The organism is Collinsella sp. AM17-1 (genome assembly GCF_003470665.1).
Taxonomy (GTDB): domain Bacteria; phylum Actinomycetota; class Coriobacteriia; order Coriobacteriales; family Coriobacteriaceae; genus Collinsella.
The window spans coordinates 1-20,304 of sequence record NZ_QRJZ01000020.1; the positions used below are offsets into that span (position 1 = coordinate 1).

A 20,304-nucleotide genomic window follows, 5' to 3' on the forward strand; every position below is an offset into this window, starting at 1 on the left:
CGCGCCGCGCTGGGAAGGGCCGCGTAGCGGTCCAAGAAATCGTCCGCAGTCCCTCATTTAAGTCTGTCCCCAATGAATGGTCCCCAATGAATGCCAAGCGACTTCCACTCATTTAAGTCTGTCCCCAATGAGTATGGGCATTTCACTCATTTAAGTCTGTCCCCAATGAGTAGGGATAGAAAAAGGCCCGGGTGCCGTGGGGCATCCGGGCCTTTGCTAGCAACTTGATGTTGCGGGCAGCTTAGAACTTGTGGCCGCACTTCTTGCAGACGCGCAGCTTGTTCTTGCCGTCCTTCTCGTGACCGACGCGGGTAACCTTACCGCACTCGGGGCAGACGAGATTGACGTTGGAGGCGTCGATGGGAGCCTCCTGCGAAACGATGCCGCCCTGCTGGTTGGCAGCGTTGGGCTTGACGGCCTTCTTGACGACCGAAACGCCCTCGACAACGACCTTGTTCTCGGCGGGGAGAGCACGCAGGATAACGCCCTGCTTGCCGCGATCCTTGCCAGAGAGAACCTGGACCTTATCGCCCTTCTTGATATACATATATCTCCCCTAACTACAGGGTCTCGGGAGCGAGCGAGACGATCTTCATGTACTTCTTGTCACGAAGCTCGCGAGCGACGGGCCCGAAGATACGGGTGCCGACGGGCGAACCATCGTTGTTGATGACAACGCAGGCGTTCTCATCAAAGCGAATGTAGGAGCCATCCTTGCGGCGGATCTCCTTAACGGTGCGAACGACGACGCAACGGACAACGTCCTTCTTCTTGACGTTGGCGCCAGGAGTAGCCTCCTGGACAGCACCGATGAACACATCGCCGATGCCTGCATAACGACGCTTGGAACCGCCAAGCACCTTGATGCAGCGAATCTTGCGAGCGCCGGAGTTGTCGGCGACGTTCAGCATGGTTTGCATCTGAATCATGGTAGATGTTCCTCCGAACTAAGAACCGAAGAGAGGTGCGCAGCCTTTATACGGCCCGTGGTATGCAAGCCAGGCATACGCACATCTTCGGAAACGTACAAGTCGTAAGAGCGACTGCTTATTTAGCGCGCTCGACGACCTCGATGAGGCGCCAACGCTTCATCTTGGACATAGGACGGGTCTCCATAACGCGGACGGTATCGCCCACGCCAGCCGTGCACTCCTCGTCGTGAGCGTGCAGCTTCTTGGAGCTGGTCATCATCTTGCCGTACTTGGGGTGACGCTTGCGCTCGGTGATGGTGACAACAATGGTCTTGGCACCGGAGACGGAGGTAACGACACCCGTACGGACCTTACGCGAGTTACGCGAATCAGTCATGTTCTCTCCTTAGGTCCTACTCGGCGACAGCGGACTTCTCCGCTGCGATCTCGCGGGCGCGCTGCTCCGTGAGGACGCGAGCGATGTCCTTCTTCACGGTGTTGACGCGAGCGGTGTTGTCCAGCTGGCTGGTGGCCATCTGGAAACGAAGGTTAAAGAGCTCGGCGCGCATTTCCTTCAGCTTCTCAACGAGCTGAGCGTCCGAGAGCTCACGAATCTCTGCGGGCTTCATTAGTTCTCCTCCTTGGCGGCGGCGGCGTCCTCAGCAGCCCACTTGGCCTCGAGAGCGGCCTCCTCAGCCATCTCCTTCTCGATGCGCTGCTCAGCGTTCTTGGCAGCAACAATCTTGGTCTTGATGGGAAGCTTGTGCTGTGCAAGACGCAGAGCCTCGCGAGCGACCTCCTCGGGCACGCCCTTGACCTCGAACATGATGCGGCCGGGCTTGACGACGGCCACCCACTCCTCGGGGTTACCCTTACCAGAACCCATGCGAGTCTCGGCAGGCTTCTTGGTGATGGGCTTATCGGGGAAGATCGTGATGTAGACACGACCGCCACGCTTCATGTAGCGGGTCATGGCAATACGAGCGGCCTCGATCTGACGGTTGGTGATCCAATGGGCCTCGAGAGCCTGGATACCAAACTCGCCGAAATGCAGCTCGGTATTACCCTTGGCCTGGCCCTTCATGGAGCCACGCTGCACCTTGCGGTGAAGAATACGCTTAGGGGCAAGCACTACTGACCCCTCCTCTCGGAGTTACGACGACGAGGACGGGAAGAGCCCTCGAGTGCAGGGTTGGGAACAGGCTGGCCCGGGAGCTTCTCGCCCAGGTAGATCCAGACCTTCACGCCGCAAGCGCCCATGGTGGTGCTGGCGACGGCCGTGCCGTAGTCGATCTTGGCACGGAGGGTGTGCAGAGGCACGCGACCCTCGCGGTACCACTCACGACGGCCCATCTCGGCACCGCCGAGACGACCGGAGCACTGGATACGGATGCCCTTAGCGCCGGCCTTGCGGGCGGACTGGACAGCCTTGCGCATAGCGCGACGGAAGGCAACGCGGCCCTCGAGCTGCTCGGCGATAGACTGAGCAACGAGGTTGGCGTCGAGCTCGGGGCGCTTGATCTCGACAACGTCGACGGAGAGCTGGCCCTTGGAGACGCCAGCGACCTTCTCGAGCTCGGTGCGGAGGGTATCGATCTCGGCACCCTTCTTACCGATGACAACGCCGGGGCGAGCGGTGAGGATGATGACCTTCACCTTGTCGCCAGCGCGCTCGATCTCGACGCGGGAGACAGCTGCGCGGGAAAGACGCTTCTCGAGGTACTTGCGGATCTCGAGATCGTTACCGAGGGTCTTAGCGTAATCCTTCTCTGCGAACCAGCGGGAGCGCCAGTTCTCGGTGATGCCAAGACGGAAGCCGGTGGGGTAGACTTTCTGACCCATACAGCTTTACGCCTCCTTTCGAGGAGCAACGACGACGGTGATGTGGGAAGTACGCTTCAGAATGCGAGAAGCGGAACCCTTGGCGCGGGGACGGATGCGCTTAAGCGTCGGACCCTCGTCAACATAGGCAGCGGCGACAACCAGGTTGTCGGCACGCAGACCGTTGTTGTTCTCGGCGTTCGCAACGGCGGAACGGAGAACCTTCTCGACATCCACGGCGACGGCGCGGTCGCAGAAGTGGAGGATGTCGAAGGCCTGAGCGACAGGCTTGCGGCGGATCAGATCGACCACCAGGCGGGCCTTGCTGGGGGAAACACGCACGTACTTAGCGACGGCGCGAACCTCGGTGGCCTCAGTTTCAATAGACTTAGTTGCCATTTACGGTTAACCCCCTATTTGGCCTTGTGGCCACGGAACGTACGAGTCGGCGCGAACTCGCCGAGCTTGTGACCAACCATGGACTCGGTAACATACACGGGCACATGCTTGCGGCCGTCGTGGACGGCGATGGTGTGACCAACCATCTCGGGGAAGATGGTGGACGCGCGGGACCAGGTCTTCACGACGTCCTTCTTGCCAGCCTCGTTCATCGCGGTGATACGCGAGAGAAGGCGAGTCTCCACGAACGGGCCCTTTTTGAGACTTCTGCTCATAAGTGCTTTCTCCTAAAACTCGGTATCCGAAATTACTTCTTACGGCGACGAATGATGTGCTGGTTCGAGACCTTCTTCTTCTTGCGCGTACGAAGGCCCTTCGTCGGCTTACCCCAGGGGGTAACAGAGGGACGACCAGAGGTGTGGTTCTTGCCCTCGCCACCGCCGTGCGGGTGGTCGACAGGGTTCATGACGGTACCGCGGACGGTCGGGCGCACGTTCATGTGACGCTTACGGCCGGCCTTGCCGATGACGATGTTGGAGTGATCGGCGTTGCCGACCTCACCGACGGTGGCGCGGCAGGTAACGAGGATGCGGCGCATCTCGGAGGAAGGCATACGGACGATAGCGTACTTGCCCTCCTTACCCATCAGCTGGCAGGAGTTGCCGGCGGAACGGGCGATAGCAGCGCCCTTGCCCGGCTGGAACTCGACGGCGTGGATGAGCGTACCGACGGGGATGTCGGCGAGGGGCAGAGCGTTGCCCGGCTTGATGTCGGCGTCAGAACCGGACATGATGGTCTGACCGACCTCGAGGCCCTTGGGGGCCAGGATGTAGCGCTTCTCACCGTCAGCGTAGTGCAGCAGAGCGATGCGAGCGGAACGGTTCGGATCGTACTCGATCGTGGCAACCTTGGCGGGCACGCCGTCCTTGTTGCGCTTGAAGTCGATCACGCGGTAACGACGCTTCACGCCGCCGCCCTGGTGGCGGGTAGTGATGCGGCCGTTGCTGTTACGACCGGCCTTCTTGGGCAGGGGCTCGAGAAGAGACTTCTCGGGCTTGGTGCAGGTGATCTCGGAGAAGTCGGAGATCGTCTGCCAACGCCTACCAGCGGAGGTCGGCTTAAGGTGCTTTACAGCCATTACAATCCCTTTCAATAGGAATCCGTTAGCCATCGCAGACAGGGATTCGAGGTTCTGCCTCGGGTGCGATGACACCGGACGTATACACGGTTCCGGGCGTGTCCATTTTATACGCCCAAAACCTTGAGCTCTCGCCTCCCCTTTTTGGGAGGCATGAGCTCACTCAACAGCAGCGAGTCTTAGGCCTGGTTGCCAAAGACCTCGATGGTGTCGCCCTCGGCCAGCGTGACGATGGCCTTCTTCCAAGAACGGGTCTTGCCGGCGACATAGCGCACGCGCTTGGTCTTGGGCTTGACCGTCAGGGTGTTCACGCGAACGACCTTGACGCCGAAGATCTCCTCGACAGCGTCCTTGATCTGATACTTGTTAGCATCCTTGGCGACCTCGAACGTGTACTTGTTCAGCTCCATGCCGGAGAAGGAACGCTCGGACACGATCGGACGGATGATGATCTCGTGGGCGGTCATTTATACAAGCACCTCCCCGAAGTGAGCGGCGATGTCGGCGGGCATCAGCACAGCGTTGTTGTTGACGAGATCGTAGGTGTTGGCCTCGTCGGCAGTGATGATGAACGTCTTGGGAATGTTGCGGAACGACAGGTAGGCGTTGACGTCCTCATCGCGAACGATGATGGTCAGACGCTTGCCCTCAAGGCCGAGAGCCTTGAGCATGGCGACGGCAGCCTTGGTGGAAGGCTTCTCGAAGCCGTAGTCGTCGACGAGCACGAGCTCGCCATCGGCCAGCTTGGCGGACAGCGCGGAGCGCATAGCCAGCTTGACCTCCTTGTTGTTCATACGCTTAGCGTAGGAACGGGGCTTGGGGGCGAAGACAACGCCACCGTGACGCCACTGGGCAGCACGGATGGAACCCTGGCGGGCACGGCCGGTGCCCTTCTGACGCCAAGGCTTCTTGCCGCCACCGGAAACCTCAGAGCGACCCTTAGCAGACTGGGTGCCCTGACGCCAAGAGGCCATCTGGCACTTGACGATGTGGTGCATAACGTGGATGTTCGGCTCAATGCCGTACACCTCAGCGGCGAGCTCGGCCTCGGCGACCTTCTTGCCCTCGCTGTTCTTTACTTCAAACTTTGCCATTTAAGTGTTCTCCTTGGTATGACGCTGGGCTAAATGGGCTGGGCCCTTAGGCCATACGGATGGCGACGAGACCATTCTTGGCACCCGGGACAGCGCCCTTGACCAAGATGAGGTTCTGCTCGGCATCGATGCGGACAACGGAAAGGTTCTTGACGGTAACGCGCTCGTTACCCATGTGACCGGCCATCTTGACGCCCTTGAGGACGCGCGCAGGATAGGCGCACTGACCGATAGAACCGGGGTGACGCTGGAAGTGAGAACCATGCGTCATAGGACCGCGGCGCTGACCCCAGCGCTTGATGCGACCCTGGAAGCCCTTACCCTTGGAGGTACCGATGACGTCGACCTTCTCGACATCAGCGAAATCAGCGACGGTGACGACCTCGCCGACCTTGTGCTCCTCGCCGTTCTCGACGCGAACCTCACGAAGGAAGCGGACAGGCTCGACGCCAGCCTTGGCGAAGTGACCAGCCATGGGCTTGTTCACGTTCTTGGCCTTGATGTCGCCGAAACCGATCTGGACGGCGTCATAGCCGTCGGTTGCCTGAGTTTTAACCTGCGAGACAGCGCAGGGGCCAGCCTGGATGACCGTGACGGGAACGACGTTGTCGTCCTCGTCCCAAACCTGGGTCATGCCAATCTTGCGGCCGAGAATCATGCTGATCAAGATATGATCCCAACTCTCGCGTGGTCTTGGGACAATGCGTACGCCACCGAGCGTACGCCCCTAGAGGACCACTACTTACACGACGTGCTCCCCAGTCTTGTATTGCGTCCGGACTACCTGACAACCCTATTAAGCAGGCATTTTGTCCAGCCAGAATACTCCCCTGGTTACACACAGCTGTTTAGTATACACGGCTGCGGGCGTATCCATCGAGATTCATATTTCACTCACATTGTTTACGCAGGTAAAGTGCGTGGCACGTCTCCCGAGCACGGCGGAGGGCCGGAGAAATATATTAAGGTCCCTGCTCTACAGTCCTGCGCAAGACGAAGGCCACATTAAGTGGCCTTCTTTGCGTGCGGAACTCGCGATGACCTTAATATATTTCTCCGGCCCTCCGCCGTGCTCGGGAGACGACACGTTGATGTCTGCTTAACTCTGCTCGTTCAGGCTAATGACTTTGTTGGGGGTCCACTATTTGCTGAAGAGTGAACTTGCATTGGGACCTATCGCCCTCTCCTTGCAAATCTTCCTCGTCAAAATCGAAAATCATGATGGCGCAGTTGGGGAGTTTTGTTGGGAGCTCGAAGCCCTCTGGGGCTGCAGCCTTGATGAATTGGCGGCTGGCGCTGCCGTGGCTTACTGCTAGGAGGGTTTCGACTCCCTTGGCGCCCATGAGATTGGTGAGGGTGTCTACCATGCGCTCTTGCAGCGCGCGGCTTCCTTCTCCTCCGAAGGGGACCAGATCCTCGCCGGGATCCCAGACGTCGGTAGGTAGCGCGTCGTGCGGGCCCTCTTCGAAGGAGCCGTAGCAGCGTTCGATGATGCCTTCGCAGGGCTCGGCAGCGGCGTCCGGACCGAGGAGTTCGCATGCGACGAGACTTGCCGTGTCCATGGCTCGGCCTAAGGGTGATGAGATCACTTTGTCGGGGACGACGCCGTTGGCTTTGAGCCACGCGGCGGCTGCCTGTGCCTGTTGACGGCCCAGGCTGGTCAGCGGTGAATCGCAGCGGCCCTGGACCAGCTTTTTGACGTTGAATTCCGTCTGGCCGTGGCGGAGTAGATAGAGACGCTTCATGCTCTCCCCTTCTGCTTCAGTTACCTTGCCGGCACAGCCCTACTCGTTGGTATGGCCGACATAGTCTTCGTCGATCGTAATCTTGGCAATCGACTTGGGGTATTCCGATTCGACCCTCTGGGCTAGCGCGTGCTTGAGCTCATCGGCTCCCATGTCCAAATCCGAGGGTCGCACACAATCAAATATCACATTGGTGTGCGTGGGGCCCGGCACGCAGCGCAGATCGTGAATCGAAAGGCGGCTATCGATCTCTTGAGCCATAGCGTTGATGCGCAGGCGCATGCTCGCCACATTTGAATCGTCGGTCACGATGGGATCGTAATGGAGCGTGACGATCATGCCGTCCTCGTCCCTAAAAGACTGCTCGATGTTATCGAGCGTGTCGTGACTTTCCAGCGGGCTGGCCTCGGCCGCCATCTCGGCGTGCGCACTTGCAAACTTCCTGCCCGGACCGTAATCGTGAACCATTAGGTCATGAACGCCCAAAACGCCGGGGTAGCTCATGATCTTGTCTCGGATGTGCTTGACCAGCTTGGGATCGGGTGCCTGACCCAAAAGCGGGCTCACCGTATCTTGGATAAGCTCAAAGCCGCTCCAGCCAATATAGGCGCCAACGGCAAGGCCAACCCATGCGTCAAGATTGACATGTGTCACCTGCGAAACAATTGCGCACGCTAACACGGCGCCTGTGGCAAGGACATCGTTCTTGGAATCCTGCGCGGTCGCATGCAGCGTCTCGGACTCAATGCGATCGCCGAGCTTTTGGTTGAGGGCCGCCATCCAGAGCTTTACGACCATCGAAAGCACTAGAACTGCCACCAGGGCAAGCGAGAACTCGACAGGTTCGGGGTGGATGACGCGCTCGACCGAGGACTTCACCAGCTCAACGCCAATAAGCAGCACGAGTGCCGCCACAACCAGACCCGAGAGATACTCGTAGCGACCGTGGCCGTAAGGATGCTCGAGGTCGGCCGGCTTGCTCGCCAGCTTAAAGCCCAGCACGCTCACGATATTCGAGCTGGCATCGGACAGGTTGTTCATGGCATCTGCCACAATCGAAACCGATCCCGAAACCACACCAATGGCACCCTTTGCAGCACAAAGCGCCACATTGGCGACAATACACACCATGCCCGCTAACGTGCCCACACGCGCACGATCGCCCTGTGCGCGCCTAACAATCCACTCGACCATCTGCATCCGCCCCCACGGTACTACTTATATATCTATTGCTCAAACGGATTGTAGTGTAGCCACTTTGCCCCACAGATACAAAGAGGCCGCAACCCACACGGGCCACGACCTTGGAACATGACAAAGAAATCGCCCTTTGTCGCACAGGTTTATGCGCTTGCTTCGGCCACGCTCTTCGAGGTTTCGGGTGAATCAGCTCCGTCTTCTGCCGCCTGCCCCTTCGCCGGCACCACGCCAAAGCAGTAGCTCAGCGCCGCAGACACCGCAAATGCCACACCGCCGGCAGCACAGCACCATAGCAGGTTCGAGATGCCGCCCGTGGCAAAACCAATGACCATGAGGACATTCGTCATACCGATGGTATAGGCCGTAACGTGGCCCACGGCCGCAACAAGGCCTCCGACGACGGCGCCAATGGCCATGCACGTCAGGCACCTGCCATATTTAAAGCCGCAACCGTACAGCACCGGCTCACTTACGCCACCAAGCACGCCCGAGATCGAATAGCCCAGCATGAGAGCCTTCTCGTCCTTATCCGCAACGCGAAGCGACGCACCAAAGGGCATGCCCCAAACGGCAAACGTTGCCATCGTCGCGGCGATCAGAATGCACGAATCCGTTCCCACACTCATAAACTGCGCATAGGCGAGCGATAGGACAACGTTGCTGATGCCCGCAATCTTAAGGAACTCCCAACCCGCGGCAAGCCCCATGAGCGTAAGCAGCGACACGATGCCACCGGAATTGCCAAGCATAAACATAAGCTGTCCCAACAGCATGCCCAGATAGCTGCCCGCCGGCGCCGTAATGCACAGCGAAACCGGAACCATGACGAGCATGGTCGCAAACGGAACGAACGAAAACGCCACGGCCTTAGGGATAATGCGCGAAAAGAAACACTCCACTCGCCATAGCACAGGCACCGAGATAAGGACCGGAATAACAGTCGCCGTGTAATCGTTGACCGGCGCGGGAAGCAGGCCATACACGGAAGTCATCGATGCCCCCGTCGTCGATGCGGCATCGACGAGCTTAAGCAAATCGGGCGCAATCAATACGCCGCCCAGCATCATGCCCAGCTGCTCCGAGCAACCGAGCTGGCGGGCGGCCGCCCAACCAAGATAAATGGGCAAAAAGTAGTAGCCGGCGTTATAGAGCCAACTGTAGAACAGGCGATAGATTTCGGAATCGGCAGACCACAGGCCCAGCATGCCTTCGCCCATAATGACGGCGACGGTGCGGAACAACGCCGCGCAGACAATAAAGGGCAGCGCCGACATCATGCTTTTGGACAGATAGTCCACCACGGCCATGGCGTTTGATGAAACCGTCGTTGTAAACGAGGTGTTAGAAACTTGTGACATGGAACGCCTTTCCCAATGTGACATGTGAACTGTCCCTTTGTCACATCGTGCGGTACTGACCGATTGCGCGGTACTTTTCGTAGCGAAGGTTTGTGAGGGTCGCGTCGTCGAGCTGCCCAAGCGTATCGAAGGCATCAAATGCCGAGGACATGACGGCACCGGCGATCTCCTCATGCGACAGGCCCCTATCGTCGACAATGCCGTCGATGATACCGAGCGCCAACAAATCGGGGGCCGTGAGCTTAAGCGCCTCGGCGGCCTCATTCGCGCGCTCGGTATCCTTCCACAGGATCGACGCACAGGCCTCGGGGCTCACGACCGAATAGGCCGAGCTCGAGAGCATCAGGATGCGGTCGGCCACGGACAGCGCCAGCGCGCCGCCAGAGCCGCCCTCGCCTGTCACCACCGAGACAATCGGCGTCTTAAGGCCGCTCATCCCCATGAGATTCTGGGCAATCGCCTCGCCCTGGCCGCGCTCCTCGGCACCGATGCCGCAAAACGCACCCGAAGTATCGACCAGGCACAGAACCGGTCGACCAAACTTTTCGGCCTGGCGCATAAGACGACGCGCTTTGCGGTAGCCCTCGGGATGCGCCATACCAAAGTTGCGGCGCATACGCTCTTTGGTCGTGGTACCGCGCTCGATGGCGATGACCGTTACGGGGCGTCCGTCTTTCCAGCCAATGCCAGCCACCACAGCGGCGTCGTCGCCAAAGTAACGGTCGCCGTGCAGCTCCACAAATCCATCCAGGCCCAGCGAGATCATCTCACCCGCCGTGGCGCGATCTGCCGAGCGGGTCTGCTTGACAATCTCGAGCGCGGTTTTTGGTGCCGGCGAGCGCTTAAACAAGTGCCCCAGCTTTTTGACGCGGCGACCCGTATGCACGATTTCATGCGGTGCCCCCAGGCCGGGCGCATGCCCTTCATGTAGCGCCAGCAGCTCGCCTACCGTGAGCGCAATCTCGCCACGCGGAACGACGGCATCGCAAAAGCCGTGCTCCAGCAAAAACTCGGAGCGCTGGAATCCCTTGGGCAGACGCTTGTGCATGTTCTGCTCGATCACGCGCGGGCCGGCAAATGCCGTCAGGGCATCGGGCTCGGCCAGGATAATGTCGCCCTCCATGGCAAAGCTCGCGGTTACACCTCCGGTCGTGGGATCGGTGAGCACCGTGATATAAAGGCCGCCCGCCTCGCTATGGCGCCTAACCGCCGCAGAAATCTTGGCCATCTGCATAAGCGATGTCACGCCCTCTTGCATGCGCGCACCGCCCGAAACGGTAAAGCCGACAACTGGCAATCCCAGCTCGGTCGCACGCTCAAATGTGCGACAGATCTTCTCGCCCACCACGGAACCCATCGAGCCCATCATAAAGTTGGCGTCCATAAAGAAGAGTGCCGTATCGCAACCGCAGATTTCGCCCCTGCCGCACACAACGGCATCGCGCTCGCCCGAACGCTCGCTCACGCTCTTGAGCTTGTCGGCATAGCCGGGAAACGAGAGGAAGTCCTCCGACGCCAGATTGGCATCCCATTCCTCAAACATGCCCTCGTCGACCGTCATGCGCATGCGCGCGCGACCGCTCACGCGAAAGTGTTTGCCGCAACGAGGGCAGACCTCGAGGTTGTCGTGCAGGCGTGCCTCATCGATTACGCGGCGGCACTCCGGGCACTTGATAAACACGTGGCGCGCGGGAAACTCGGCGCGCGACTCGGTCATCGGTCCCTCGAGGACGTTGACCGTCTTCGCTTTTCTATTCATCAGCATAGAGATGCCCCATCAGATCGGTGTGATACATGCCCGACAAGAACTCGTCGTTTGCCAGCACGTCGAGCTGAAGCTCGCTGTTTTCGCTCACGCCCTCAATCACGAGCTCGCCCAGGGCCGAGCGCATCTTGCGAATGGCGCCGTCACGCGTGGGCGCACACACGATGAGCTTGCCGAGCATGGAGTCGTAGTACGGCGGAACGTTCGCACCGGTAAACATGGCGGAATCCCAGCGCACGCGCGGACCACCCGGCACGCGCAACGCGGTGACCGTTCCGCATGACGGCAGAAAGTCCGGCGTTTCGGCATTGATGCGGCACTCCATGGCGTGGTTGCGGACCGGCATGTCCTCCTGCTCAAAGGGCAGAGGCTGGCCGGCCGCCACGCGCAGCTGCCACTTAACCAAGTCGGTATCGGTCACAAACTCTGTAACCGGATGCTCCACCTGCAAGCGCGTGTTCATTTCCATAAAGTAGAAATTGCCGTCGTCCGAATACAGGAACTCGATGGTACCGGCTCCTTCGTAGCCGACGGCACGAGCCAAGTCACGCGCTGCCTTGTGCATGCGAGCACGAATGTCGTCGTGTCCGTCGAGGCACGGCGCGGGGCTCTCCTCGATCAGCTTTTGATTGCGACGCTGAACCGAGCACTCGCGCTCGCCGAGCGAAAACACATGGCCCTGCTTATCGGCCATAATCTGCACCTCAACGTGGTGCGCCGGCGCGACGAACTTCTCCATGTAGCACTCGCCGTCGCCAAAGACGGCCTCGCCCTCGGCACGCGCCTCGATGAACGCCTTTGCCGCATCTTCCACGCGCTCGACCTTGCGAATACCGCGGCCGCCTCCACCCGCACGCGCCTTGATGAGCACGGGGCAGCCAATGCGCTCAGCCTCGGCCGTTGCCTCCTCGGGACTTTTGAGCAAATCGCAGCCCGGCACGATGGGCACGCCCGCCGCGGCAGCCGTTCGACGTGCGGCGTCCTTGTCGCCCATGCTGTCGATCACCTTGGCCGAAGGACCGACAAACGCCAGGCCATACTTGTCGCAGTCGCGCGCGAAGCTCGCCTTCTCGGAAAAAAAGCCATAGCCAGGATGGATCGCCTTTGCCCCCGACTTCACGGCACAGGTGAGCACAGCATCGTCGTTGAGGTAGCTCTCGGCAAGACGCGGACCGCCGATGCAATATGCCTCGTCGGCAAGCTGCACGTGCAGCGCGTCCGCATCGGCCGTGGAATAAACAGCGACGGTCTTGATGCCCATATCGCGGCACGCGCGGATAACACGGACCGCGACTTCGCCGCGGTTGGCGATGAGCACTTTGTCGAACATGAAGCCTTCCTTAACTTTCGTGCATGAGTGCAAAAGACATATCGGCGCGGCAGCAAACCTCACCGTTGACGCTCGCGGTGCCCGTCGCAAAGCGGAACGGCCCGCGCGCACGCGTGATGGAGCACACCAGATCCACCGTGTCGCCCGGGCGCACCGGACGCTTAAAGCGCACCTTGTCCAGACTCGTATAGAACGGCGTCGCGCCGCGCGCCTCCTCATCGCCCATCAGCAGCACGCAACAGTTTTGGGCGAGCATCTCGCACTGAATCACGCCGGGGACCACCGGGTTTCCCGGAAAATGCCCCTGCAAAAAGTACTCGTCACCCGTAATCGTGATCTTGCCGTGGGCCTCGTCGCCCACCAGCTCGGCCTCGTCGAGCAAAAGCATCGGTTCGCGATGCGGCAACAGCTTCTTGAGCTCTTCTTTGTTCATGGATATCACCTATCCGATCCTCATGAGGCAGCTGCCAAACTCCACGAGGTCACCGTCGGCCACGCAGATCTCGAGTACCTCGCCGTCTGCCTCGGCCGTCACCTCGTTGAGAACCTTCATGGCCTCGATGATGCAGAGGGTCTCACCGGCCTTGACCTTGGAGCCCACGTGCACAAACGGCTCGTCGCCCGGCGCCGGGGCAGCATAGAAAACGCCGACCATGGGAGCGGTCACCTCGGTGCCCTTGGGCTCCGGTGCGGCGGCAGGCGCCTGCGCGGCGGGCTCCGGTGCGGCGGCAGGCATGGCGACAGGAGCCACCGCCGGAGCAGTCACGGCACCCGGCATAGGCATGGGCACGGCAACCGGCTGCGCGGCGCTCGCGCGCTCGAGTTCGACCGCGGTGCCATCGGGCTCCTCAACGCGTACGCGCGTGAGGCCGCGGTCCTCCATAACATCGGCTATCTCGGCAAGTCTTTTGGAATCCATGCTCTAGCTCCTCGTATATCTACGCAGCGCGATGGCGGCATTGTGTCCGCCAAAGCCCAGATTGGTCGAAAGCGCCCAGGTAAGGTCGGCGCGAACCGCGCGATTGGGCGTGTAGTCAAGATCGCAGGCGGGATCGGGCGTGTGGTAGTTAATGGTCGGGGGTACTACGCCCTGCTCGAGCGCCATGGCGCAGGCCATGACCTCGATGGCACCCGTAGCACCGATCATGTGACCGGTCATCGACTTGGTCGACGAGACATGCGCGGCGCGCGCCGCGTCCTCGCCGAGCGCCCGCTTAATGCCCGCCGTCTCGGAGGAATCGTTGAGCTTGGTCGAGGTGCCGTGGGCATTGATGTAGAGGCCCTCGGAAGGCTTGACGTCGCCCTCGACCACCGCCAGCGATATCGCGCGGGCAATGCCGGCAGCCTCGGGATCGGGACTCGTGATGTGATAGGCATCATCGGTGTTGCCGTAGCCCACGACCTCGGCATAAATGTGCGCACTGCGCGCCTGCGCATGTTCCATGCTCTCGAGCACGAGCACGCAGGCGCCCTCGCCCATCACAAAGCCGTCGCGGTCTGCATCGAACGGACGGCAGGCCGTCGCGGGATCGGGGTTGGTGGTCAATGCGCGGCAGGACGTAAAGCCCGCAACGGCATCGGGGATAATTGCGGCCTCGGCGCCGCCCGCGAGGATCGCGTCGGCATAGCCGTGCTTGATGGCGCGGAACGCCTCACCCACCGCATGGGCAGAAGTCGCGCAGGCAGTCACGACGGGTAGGGTCGGGCCCTTTGCCTTATGGCGGATCGCGATATTGCCCGAAGCCATGTTGGGGATCATCATCGCGATCATATAGGGCGATGCGCGGCGGGGCCCGCGGTCGGCAATCGTATGGACGTTGTCGACAAGCGTCTGCATGCCGCCCACGCCTGAACCCACGTAGACGCCCAGGCGCTCGCGATCGATGGCGCCTTCGACATCAAAGCCCGCATCGTGCATCGCCTCGTCCGAAGCCGCCATCGCAAACTGAACGCAAGGGTCCAGATGCTTGGCGTCACGCTTGCCAAAGTACTCGTTGCCGTCAAAGCCCTTGACCTCGGCCGCCACCTTGACGGCAAATGCATCGGTATCGAAGTGCGTAATCGGGCCGATGCCGCACGTGCCAGCGCACATGGCCGCCCAGGTGGCAAGCGCCGTGTTGCCGAGCGGCGATACGGCACCTATGCCGGTAATTGCAACTCTCTGTTCCATCATGGTCTCCTCATCCAAGCCGTTCTTCGGCCCTGATTTCTACATCGCCATTCCGCCGTCAACGCGTACGACCTCGCCCGTAATGTAGGCAGCCGCATCGCTCGCCAAAAAGCGCACCACGCCGGCCACTTCCTCGGGGCGCGCCATGCGCTTTAGGGGAATCTGCTCCTCGGTTGCCGCGCGAACCTTCTCTGAGAGCTTTGCCGTCATATCTGTCTCGACAAACCCGGGTGCGACCGCGTTCACTCGTACGCCGCGGGGCGCAAGCTCGCGCGCTACCGCCTTGGTCAGGCCGATGACGCCCGCCTTAGAGGCAGCGTAGTTGGCCTGCCCGGCATTGCCCATCAGGCCCACGACCGAGCTCATGTTGACGACGCAGCCGCCGCGCTGGCGCATAAAGGTCTTGGTGAGTGCGCGTGTCGTGTTAAACGTTCCTTTTAGATTGACATCGAGCACACGATCGAAGGCGTCGTCGCCCATGCGCATGAGCAGCCCATCGCGAGTGATCCCGGCATTGTTGACGAGCACCCAAATAGAGCCAAAGTCGTTGAGAACCGCTTCCGCGCACGCGTTGACGGCAGCGGGATCGGCCACATCGCATTGATACGCGCGCGCCGTGGCGCCAGCGGCCTCGCAGGATTCGCACGTCTCGCGCGCCGCATCGACGCTACCGGCATAGACGACAGCGATATCGTAGCCATCCTCCGCCAGACCGATAGCGCAGGCGCGGCCGATACCCCGCGAGCCGCCCGTGACCAGTGCCACGCGACGTGAGTCGTTGCGCTCGAGCGCGCCATTGTTCAAGTTGCCCATGTCATTCCTTTCGGGTTACAGCCCTGTGGACTATGCGAGCTCGTCGGTAATCGCCGCGACCTGCTCGGCCGTCTCGCACGAATACACGCGAACGTCGCTCAGCGTACGCTTGACCAGGCCCGACAGCGTTTTGCCGGGGCCGACCTCAATAAACGTGTCGATGCCCTGATCCTGCAGCGCATGCAGGGTGTCAACCCAGCGCACGGCATGGCTCACCTGGTTGGCCAAGACATCCGATGCTGCTCGCGGGTCCGCCGGATAGGGCGCCGCCGTCATGTTTGCCATGACCGAAATCAGCAGCAAAGACGGCGCGTGGCCGGCTTGGATATACGTCGCCAGCCCCTCAGTCGCCTCGGCCATATAGGGGCTATGAAATGCACCCGACACCGCGACTTTCATAGCGCGGCCGCCAGCCTCTTTTACTAGGACGTCGAGCTCCTGCAGCGCCTCGGGCGCTCCAGCAACAACCGTCTGCTGCGGGCTGTTGTAGTTGACCGGCCAGCAGTCCTCGCCGGCCTGCGCAGCCAGGTTCTCGACTTGCGCCGCATCGAGCTTAATGACGGCGCGCATGCCGCCCGGATGGCGCTCAGCAGCCGCGGCCATCAATGCCGCGCGCTCACACACGAGCTCAAAGCCCGCTCGCGTATCGAACGCCCCCGCAAAGGTGAGCGCAGCGACCTCGCCCAGCGAGAATCCCGCACAGGCGGCAGGCACCACGCCGCGCTCGCGCAGTGCGGCAGCCGCTGCTAGGTCGTGAACAAACACGCAAGGCTGCGTGTTCTCGGTCTGCGAGAGCTCCTCCTTGGAGGCGCTCCGGCACTGCTCACTGGTTCCCGGACGCACCTCGTCGGCGATCGCGAACACCTCGGCAGCCGCCGGCGATGCTTCGATCAGGTCGACACCCATCGCGGGGTGCTGGGCACCCTGGCCGGCGAACAGAAACGCTACGCTACCCATGCGCACGCACCCTTCAGGACGTGTTCGGCGCCATCGACCAGGTCGTCAACGATTTCGCACGCACTCTGGCGCTCGTTGACCATGCCGGCAATCTGTCCGCACAGATACGAACCCTCTTCGTAATTACCGTCCTTTGCGGCCTTGCGAAGAGCACCCGTGCCCATGGCCCCAAGCTCCTCGGCACTTGCGCCCGCCGCCTCACTTTTGGCGTAGGCATTGGTGAAGGGGCTCTTGAGCGCACGCACCGGATGTCCCGTCGAGCGGCCAGTCGCACGCGTCGAAGTGTCGTTGGCCTTCAGGACCATCTCCTTGTACTGCTCCGAGACGGTGCACTCATTTGCAACGAGAAAGCGCGTACCCACCTGGACGCCGGCAGCGCCCAGCATAAAAGCGGCCGCCACGCCGCGGCCGTCGGCAATACCGCCGGCAGCCACGACGGGAATGTCGACCGCATCGACGACCTGCGGCACCAGTGCCATCGTCGAGGTCTCGCCAATATGGCCGCCCGATTCGGTGCCCTCGGCAACCACGGCGGTGGCCCCACGACGCGCCACGAGACGGGCGAGCGCTACCGAAGCCACAACGGGGATGACCTTGATGCCCGCATCGTTCCACGCCTTCATGTACTTGGCGGGATTGCCGGCACCCGTCACGACGACCGGCACCCGCTCGTCAATCACGACCTGGGCGACCTCGTCGGCAAACGGGCTCATGAGCATGACGTTGACGCCAAAGGGCTTATCCGTCCTGGCGCGCAGCTTGTGAATCTGGTCGCGCAGCCAGTCGGCGTCGGCGTTCATGGCCGCGATAATCCCTAAGCCGCCCGCCTCGGACACTGCGGACGCCAACGAGGCGTCGGCAATCCAGGCCATACCGCCCTGGAACACGGGCTTTTCGATGCCGAGCAGATCGCAGAGAGGAGTCTTGAGCATCTCTACTTCTCCAATGCCGCCTCGACCGTATCGGCGAACTCGCCGACCGTCTTGGGGTTCTCCTCGGTATCGAGCTGGATGCCAAACTCGTCCTCGACGGCGACGAGGATCTCGACGGTGCCCAGGCTGTCGAGACCAATCTCCTCGAGCGTGGACTCGGGCTTCATCTCGACGTCGTCAAGGCCAGCGGTCTCGCGGATAACGTCGCAAACGCGCTCGAAGGTCTTCTGATCTGCCATGGTAGTTCTCCTTTGTTTGTGCCCTAGGGGCGTTTTTATTTCCTATGTGCGACTACTTCCAACGAAGCAGATAGCCACCTATATCCAGGCCGGCGCCAAATCCAACCAAGGCGATCGTGTCGCCCGTGTGAAGTGCACCGGCGTTTGCCAGCCGGTCGAGGGCAAGCGGAATGCATGCGCTCGAAATGTTGCCGATCTCGCGCAACGTGCGAACCACGCGCTCGTCCGGCACGCCCAGGCGCTTGACCGCCTGGTTCAAAATTCGCTCGTTGGCCTGATGGAATACAAAATGGTCGATGTCCTCGACCGCGATACTCGCGTCGCAGGCGAGCTTATGGACCGTGTCGCAGATGGCGTTGACGCCGAACTTGAACACGCGGCGGCCATTCATGGACAGCACGCTCTCGCTATCTGCGGAGGCCTTAAACGGCGAGGTACCGACCAGACCGGGAACGCGCAACGTCTCGACGTCGGGCGCCGTCGAAAGCTCAACGGCAAGGGGGCTGTCTCCCCCAGCCTCAATCACTGCGGCACCTGCCCCATCGCCAAAGAGCACGCAGGTGGCGCGGTCGGTCCAGTCGAGCGCGCGAGTCATCTGCTCGGCAGCAACGACAAGCACGTGCTCGGCACGGCCGCGGGCGATATAGCCCTCGGCGACATCGAGCGCAAATACGAAACCGGCGCAGGCCGCCGAGACATCGAAGGCAGGGCACGTCGCGCCTAGTCGCTCAGCAACGGCACACGCCTCAGCGGGAACAAGGTGGTCACCCGTCGTCGTCGAGCAGACGATCAGATCCAGCTGGCTCGCGTCGATTCCGGACACCTGGAGCGCCCGCTCGCTCGCCGCTACGGCAAGGTCGTCGAGCGACTCGGTGGTGCAGACATGGCGGCTCTTGATACCTGTGCGGGTAAAAATCCACTCATCCGAGGTATCGAGGAACTCGGACAGCTCGTCGTTGGAAACACTGCGCTCAGGAAGCGCCGAGCCTGTTCCAAGAATCGTGAAACCCATCACTAGCCTCCTTTGAGTTGTTGACGTGTTTACATCGACCAAGAGAGGATAGCGCATTTTAGTCGTTGTTGACGTGTTAACATTAAATTGTCCAAATGCGACAAAGGCTTCACATTGTGTCTATCTCTCGACACCATTACGCGATTGCCTTATTTACTTAGGAGGTAGCAACCGTTATGGATGCCAAATTGACGATAGTCGACGTAACCGGATCGACCAACGATGACCTGCTCGAAGCAGGAAAACAGGGAGCGCCGCACGGCACAGGACTTGCCGCCCGGGCTCAAACAGCAGGACGCGGCCGGCGCGGGCACAAGTGGGACTCAACCGTCGGCAACTTATTGCTTTCGATTGTCCTGCGCCCATGCGTTAATCCTGCAAAGTTCTCTGGTCTTGCCGCCGTCAGCGGCCTAGCGGTGCTCGAAGCACTCGAAAAGCAGGGTCTTGCAAACGAGATTCGCCTTAAATGGCCCAACGACCTTGTCGCACGAGGACGCAAGCTCGGCGGCATTCTGGTCGAGGCCGCACGCGATAACGAAGGCAAGCCCTTCGCCGTCTGCGGCATTGGCGTCAACGTAAACTACACGCCCCAAGAGATACCCGATGGCGGCCTGCCGGCAATTGGCCTGTCAGACCTCAACGAGAGAGTTCCCGCCGTCGACATGCTCCTCGATGAGGTCTATCACGCAGTTATAGACGCTGTAGATGCGTGGGCAGAGCGTCTTAACGCCATGGAAGAAGACGCCGGACCGCTCGCGCCCGTCCACGGCGAATATGTCACTCACCTCAATTGGATTGGGGAGCACGTTATCGCCCGTTCCCCTGCCGGCGACAAGCTGGCACGCGGCATCTTTAAAACCGTCGATGGCTTTGGTCGCGCGTGTATCGAAACGGAAGGCGGTTTGCGATCCTTCCATTTTGAGGAGGCATCGCTGCGTCCCGCGAGCGAATAGGGCGCCACAGCCAGCCGCTCGGCAGCCTTATCCGGCGGTCCAATCCCATCATGCTAAACAAAAGGGCCCCGCTACCGTAACGGCAGCGGGGCCCTTTAAGCTATGAGCGATATCGCTTAGAGCTTGATGTCGATGTCGACGCCAGCGGGGAGGTCGAGACGCATGAGCGAATCAACGGTGCCCGAGGTGGGGTCGAGGATGTCGATGAGGCGCTTGTGAGTGCGCATCTCGAACTGCTCACGGGAGTCCTTGTTAATGTGCGGCGAGCGGATAACCGTGTACAGGTTGCGCTCGGTGGGCAGGGGGACAGGACCGGAAACGCGAGCGCCGGTCTTCTGAGCGGTCTCGACGATGAGCTTCGCGGACTGATCGACGACCTCGTGATCATAGCCCTTGAGGCGAATGCGGATCTTCTGGGTAGCCAACTTAAACCTCCAAAGAGTGCGAGAGATGTTCTCGCGGATTAC

General features: G+C 60.9%; 26 protein-coding genes and 1 pseudogene. 1 reads left to right on the forward strand and 26 read right to left on the reverse strand.

Annotated elements, in window-relative coordinates; translation table 11 throughout:
• Positions 1 to 241: 241 nt before the first annotated feature.
• The 25 genes and pseudogenes from rplX to DW195_RS08595 all read right to left on the reverse strand — a co-directional run bounded on the left by rplX (position 242) and on the right by DW195_RS08595 (position 18,884).
• Positions 242 to 547: a 50S ribosomal protein L24 gene (gene rplX / locus DW195_RS08475; RefSeq protein WP_099432059.1), complete on the reverse strand. Its 306-nt coding sequence runs from the start codon at positions 545 to 547 to the stop codon at positions 242 to 244.
• Positions 548 to 560: 13 nt separating this feature from the next.
• The gene (rplN, locus tag DW195_RS08480; RefSeq protein WP_006235041.1) at positions 561 to 929 is read right to left on the reverse strand and encodes a 50S ribosomal protein L14; all 369 of its coding nucleotides are present in this window, start codon (positions 927 to 929) and stop codon (positions 561 to 563) included.
• 118 nt (positions 930 to 1,047) lie between these two features.
• On the reverse strand, positions 1,048 to 1,308 hold the full coding sequence (gene rpsQ, locus DW195_RS08485; RefSeq protein ID WP_006235040.1) for a 30S ribosomal protein S17: 261 nt from the start codon (positions 1,306 to 1,308) through the stop codon (positions 1,048 to 1,050).
• 16 nt (positions 1,309 to 1,324) lie between these two features.
• Positions 1,325 to 1,540 carry a 50S ribosomal protein L29 gene (gene rpmC / locus DW195_RS08490; RefSeq protein WP_006235039.1) on the reverse strand — a complete coding sequence of 72 codons (216 nt, stop codon included), beginning with the start codon at positions 1,538 to 1,540 and terminating at the stop codon, positions 1,325 to 1,327.
• 107 nt (positions 1,541 to 1,647) lie between these two features.
• A pseudogene (gene rplP / locus DW195_RS08495) lies at positions 1,648 to 2,043 on the reverse strand (50S ribosomal protein L16); the annotation flags it as partial.
• A complete protein-coding gene (rpsC, locus tag DW195_RS08500; protein ID WP_006235037.1) occupies positions 2,043 to 2,753 on the reverse strand; it encodes a 30S ribosomal protein S3 in 711 nt (236 codons plus the stop codon). The gene rpsC and the pseudogene rplP, both read right to left, overlap by 1 nt.
• A gap of 6 nt (positions 2,754 to 2,759) precedes the next feature.
• Positions 2,760 to 3,131, reverse strand: coding sequence for a 50S ribosomal protein L22 (gene rplV, locus DW195_RS08505; RefSeq protein WP_006235036.1), 372 nt, complete (start codon positions 3,129 to 3,131; stop codon positions 2,760 to 2,762).
• Between the two features lie 14 nt (positions 3,132 to 3,145).
• Positions 3,146 to 3,406, reverse strand: coding sequence for a 30S ribosomal protein S19 (rpsS, locus tag DW195_RS08510; RefSeq protein ID WP_006235035.1), 261 nt, complete (start codon positions 3,404 to 3,406; stop codon positions 3,146 to 3,148).
• A 32-nt stretch (positions 3,407 to 3,438) separates the two neighbouring features.
• Complete coding sequence (gene rplB, locus DW195_RS08515) at positions 3,439 to 4,269, reverse strand: 50S ribosomal protein L2 (protein ID WP_118206456.1); 831 nt, start codon at positions 4,267 to 4,269, stop codon at positions 3,439 to 3,441.
• A 179-nt stretch (positions 4,270 to 4,448) separates the two neighbouring features.
• Positions 4,449 to 4,736, reverse strand: a complete 288-nt coding sequence (gene rplW, locus DW195_RS08520; protein ID WP_022094197.1) for a 50S ribosomal protein L23 — start codon at positions 4,734 to 4,736, stop codon at positions 4,449 to 4,451.
• Positions 4,737 to 5,363, reverse strand: coding sequence for a 50S ribosomal protein L4 (gene rplD / locus DW195_RS08525; protein WP_118206457.1), 627 nt, complete (start codon positions 5,361 to 5,363; stop codon positions 4,737 to 4,739). It abuts the gene before it with no gap.
• 46 nt (positions 5,364 to 5,409) lie between these two features.
• Positions 5,410 to 6,030: a 50S ribosomal protein L3 gene (rplC, locus tag DW195_RS08530; RefSeq protein ID WP_035137484.1), complete on the reverse strand. Its 621-nt coding sequence runs from the start codon at positions 6,028 to 6,030 to the stop codon at positions 5,410 to 5,412.
• 451 nt (positions 6,031 to 6,481) lie between these two features.
• A complete protein-coding gene (locus tag DW195_RS08535) occupies positions 6,482 to 7,108 on the reverse strand; it encodes a histidine phosphatase family protein (protein WP_118206458.1) in 627 nt (208 codons plus the stop codon).
• Between the two features lie 39 nt (positions 7,109 to 7,147).
• The gene (locus tag DW195_RS08540) at positions 7,148 to 8,302 is read right to left on the reverse strand and encodes a cation diffusion facilitator family transporter (protein WP_233540851.1); all 1,155 of its coding nucleotides are present in this window, start codon (positions 8,300 to 8,302) and stop codon (positions 7,148 to 7,150) included.
• A 149-nt stretch (positions 8,303 to 8,451) separates the two neighbouring features.
• Entirely contained in the window at positions 8,452 to 9,666 is a 1,215-nt protein-coding gene (locus DW195_RS08545; protein ID WP_147356505.1) for a PTS fructose transporter subunit IIB, read from the reverse strand.
• Between the two features lie 40 nt (positions 9,667 to 9,706).
• Positions 9,707 to 11,431: an acetyl-CoA carboxylase, carboxyltransferase subunit beta gene (gene accD, locus DW195_RS08550; RefSeq protein ID WP_118206461.1), complete on the reverse strand. Its 1,725-nt coding sequence runs from the start codon at positions 11,429 to 11,431 to the stop codon at positions 9,707 to 9,709.
• Complete coding sequence (locus tag DW195_RS08555) at positions 11,418 to 12,761, reverse strand: acetyl/propionyl/methylcrotonyl-CoA carboxylase subunit alpha (RefSeq protein WP_118206462.1); 1,344 nt, start codon at positions 12,759 to 12,761, stop codon at positions 11,418 to 11,420. The genes accD and DW195_RS08555 overlap by 14 nt, the downstream gene beginning before the upstream one ends.
• Before the next feature lie 10 nt (positions 12,762 to 12,771).
• Entirely contained in the window at positions 12,772 to 13,194 is a 423-nt protein-coding gene (gene fabZ, locus DW195_RS08560; protein WP_099432064.1) for a 3-hydroxyacyl-ACP dehydratase FabZ, read from the reverse strand.
• Positions 13,195 to 13,203: 9 nt separating this feature from the next.
• Entirely contained in the window at positions 13,204 to 13,680 is a 477-nt protein-coding gene (gene accB / locus DW195_RS08565; RefSeq protein ID WP_117765060.1) for an acetyl-CoA carboxylase biotin carboxyl carrier protein, read from the reverse strand.
• A 3-nt stretch (positions 13,681 to 13,683) separates the two neighbouring features.
• Positions 13,684 to 14,931 (reverse strand): beta-ketoacyl-ACP synthase II, encoded by a 1,248-nt coding sequence (fabF, locus tag DW195_RS08570; RefSeq protein WP_118206463.1) that lies wholly within the window; start codon positions 14,929 to 14,931, stop codon positions 13,684 to 13,686.
• 39 nt (positions 14,932 to 14,970) lie between these two features.
• A complete protein-coding gene (fabG, locus tag DW195_RS08575) occupies positions 14,971 to 15,744 on the reverse strand; it encodes a 3-oxoacyl-[acyl-carrier-protein] reductase (protein ID WP_118206464.1) in 774 nt (257 codons plus the stop codon).
• 30 nt (positions 15,745 to 15,774) lie between these two features.
• Entirely contained in the window at positions 15,775 to 16,701 is a 927-nt protein-coding gene (locus tag DW195_RS08580) for an ACP S-malonyltransferase (protein WP_118206465.1), read from the reverse strand.
• Positions 16,689 to 17,633, reverse strand: a complete 945-nt coding sequence (gene fabK / locus DW195_RS08585; protein ID WP_118206466.1) for an enoyl-[acyl-carrier-protein] reductase FabK — start codon at positions 17,631 to 17,633, stop codon at positions 16,689 to 16,691. The genes DW195_RS08580 and fabK overlap by 13 nt, the downstream gene beginning before the upstream one ends.
• A gap of 2 nt (positions 17,634 to 17,635) precedes the next feature.
• Entirely contained in the window at positions 17,636 to 17,872 is a 237-nt protein-coding gene (locus DW195_RS08590; RefSeq protein WP_006235019.1) for an acyl carrier protein, read from the reverse strand.
• 52 nt (positions 17,873 to 17,924) lie between these two features.
• Entirely contained in the window at positions 17,925 to 18,884 is a 960-nt protein-coding gene (locus DW195_RS08595) for a 3-oxoacyl-ACP synthase III family protein (protein WP_118206467.1), read from the reverse strand.
• Between the two features lie 176 nt (positions 18,885 to 19,060).
• On the opposite strand from DW195_RS08595, the gene DW195_RS08600 reads away from it, so the two are divergent.
• Positions 19,061 to 19,837, forward strand: a complete 777-nt coding sequence (locus DW195_RS08600; RefSeq protein WP_118206468.1) for a biotin--[acetyl-CoA-carboxylase] ligase — start codon at positions 19,061 to 19,063, stop codon at positions 19,835 to 19,837.
• A 116-nt stretch (positions 19,838 to 19,953) separates the two neighbouring features.
• On the opposite strand, the gene rpsJ is transcribed toward DW195_RS08600, so the two are convergent.
• Positions 19,954 to 20,262: a 30S ribosomal protein S10 gene (rpsJ, locus tag DW195_RS08605; RefSeq protein ID WP_118206469.1), complete on the reverse strand. Its 309-nt coding sequence runs from the start codon at positions 20,260 to 20,262 to the stop codon at positions 19,954 to 19,956.
• Between the last annotated feature and the right edge of the window lie 42 nt (positions 20,263 to 20,304).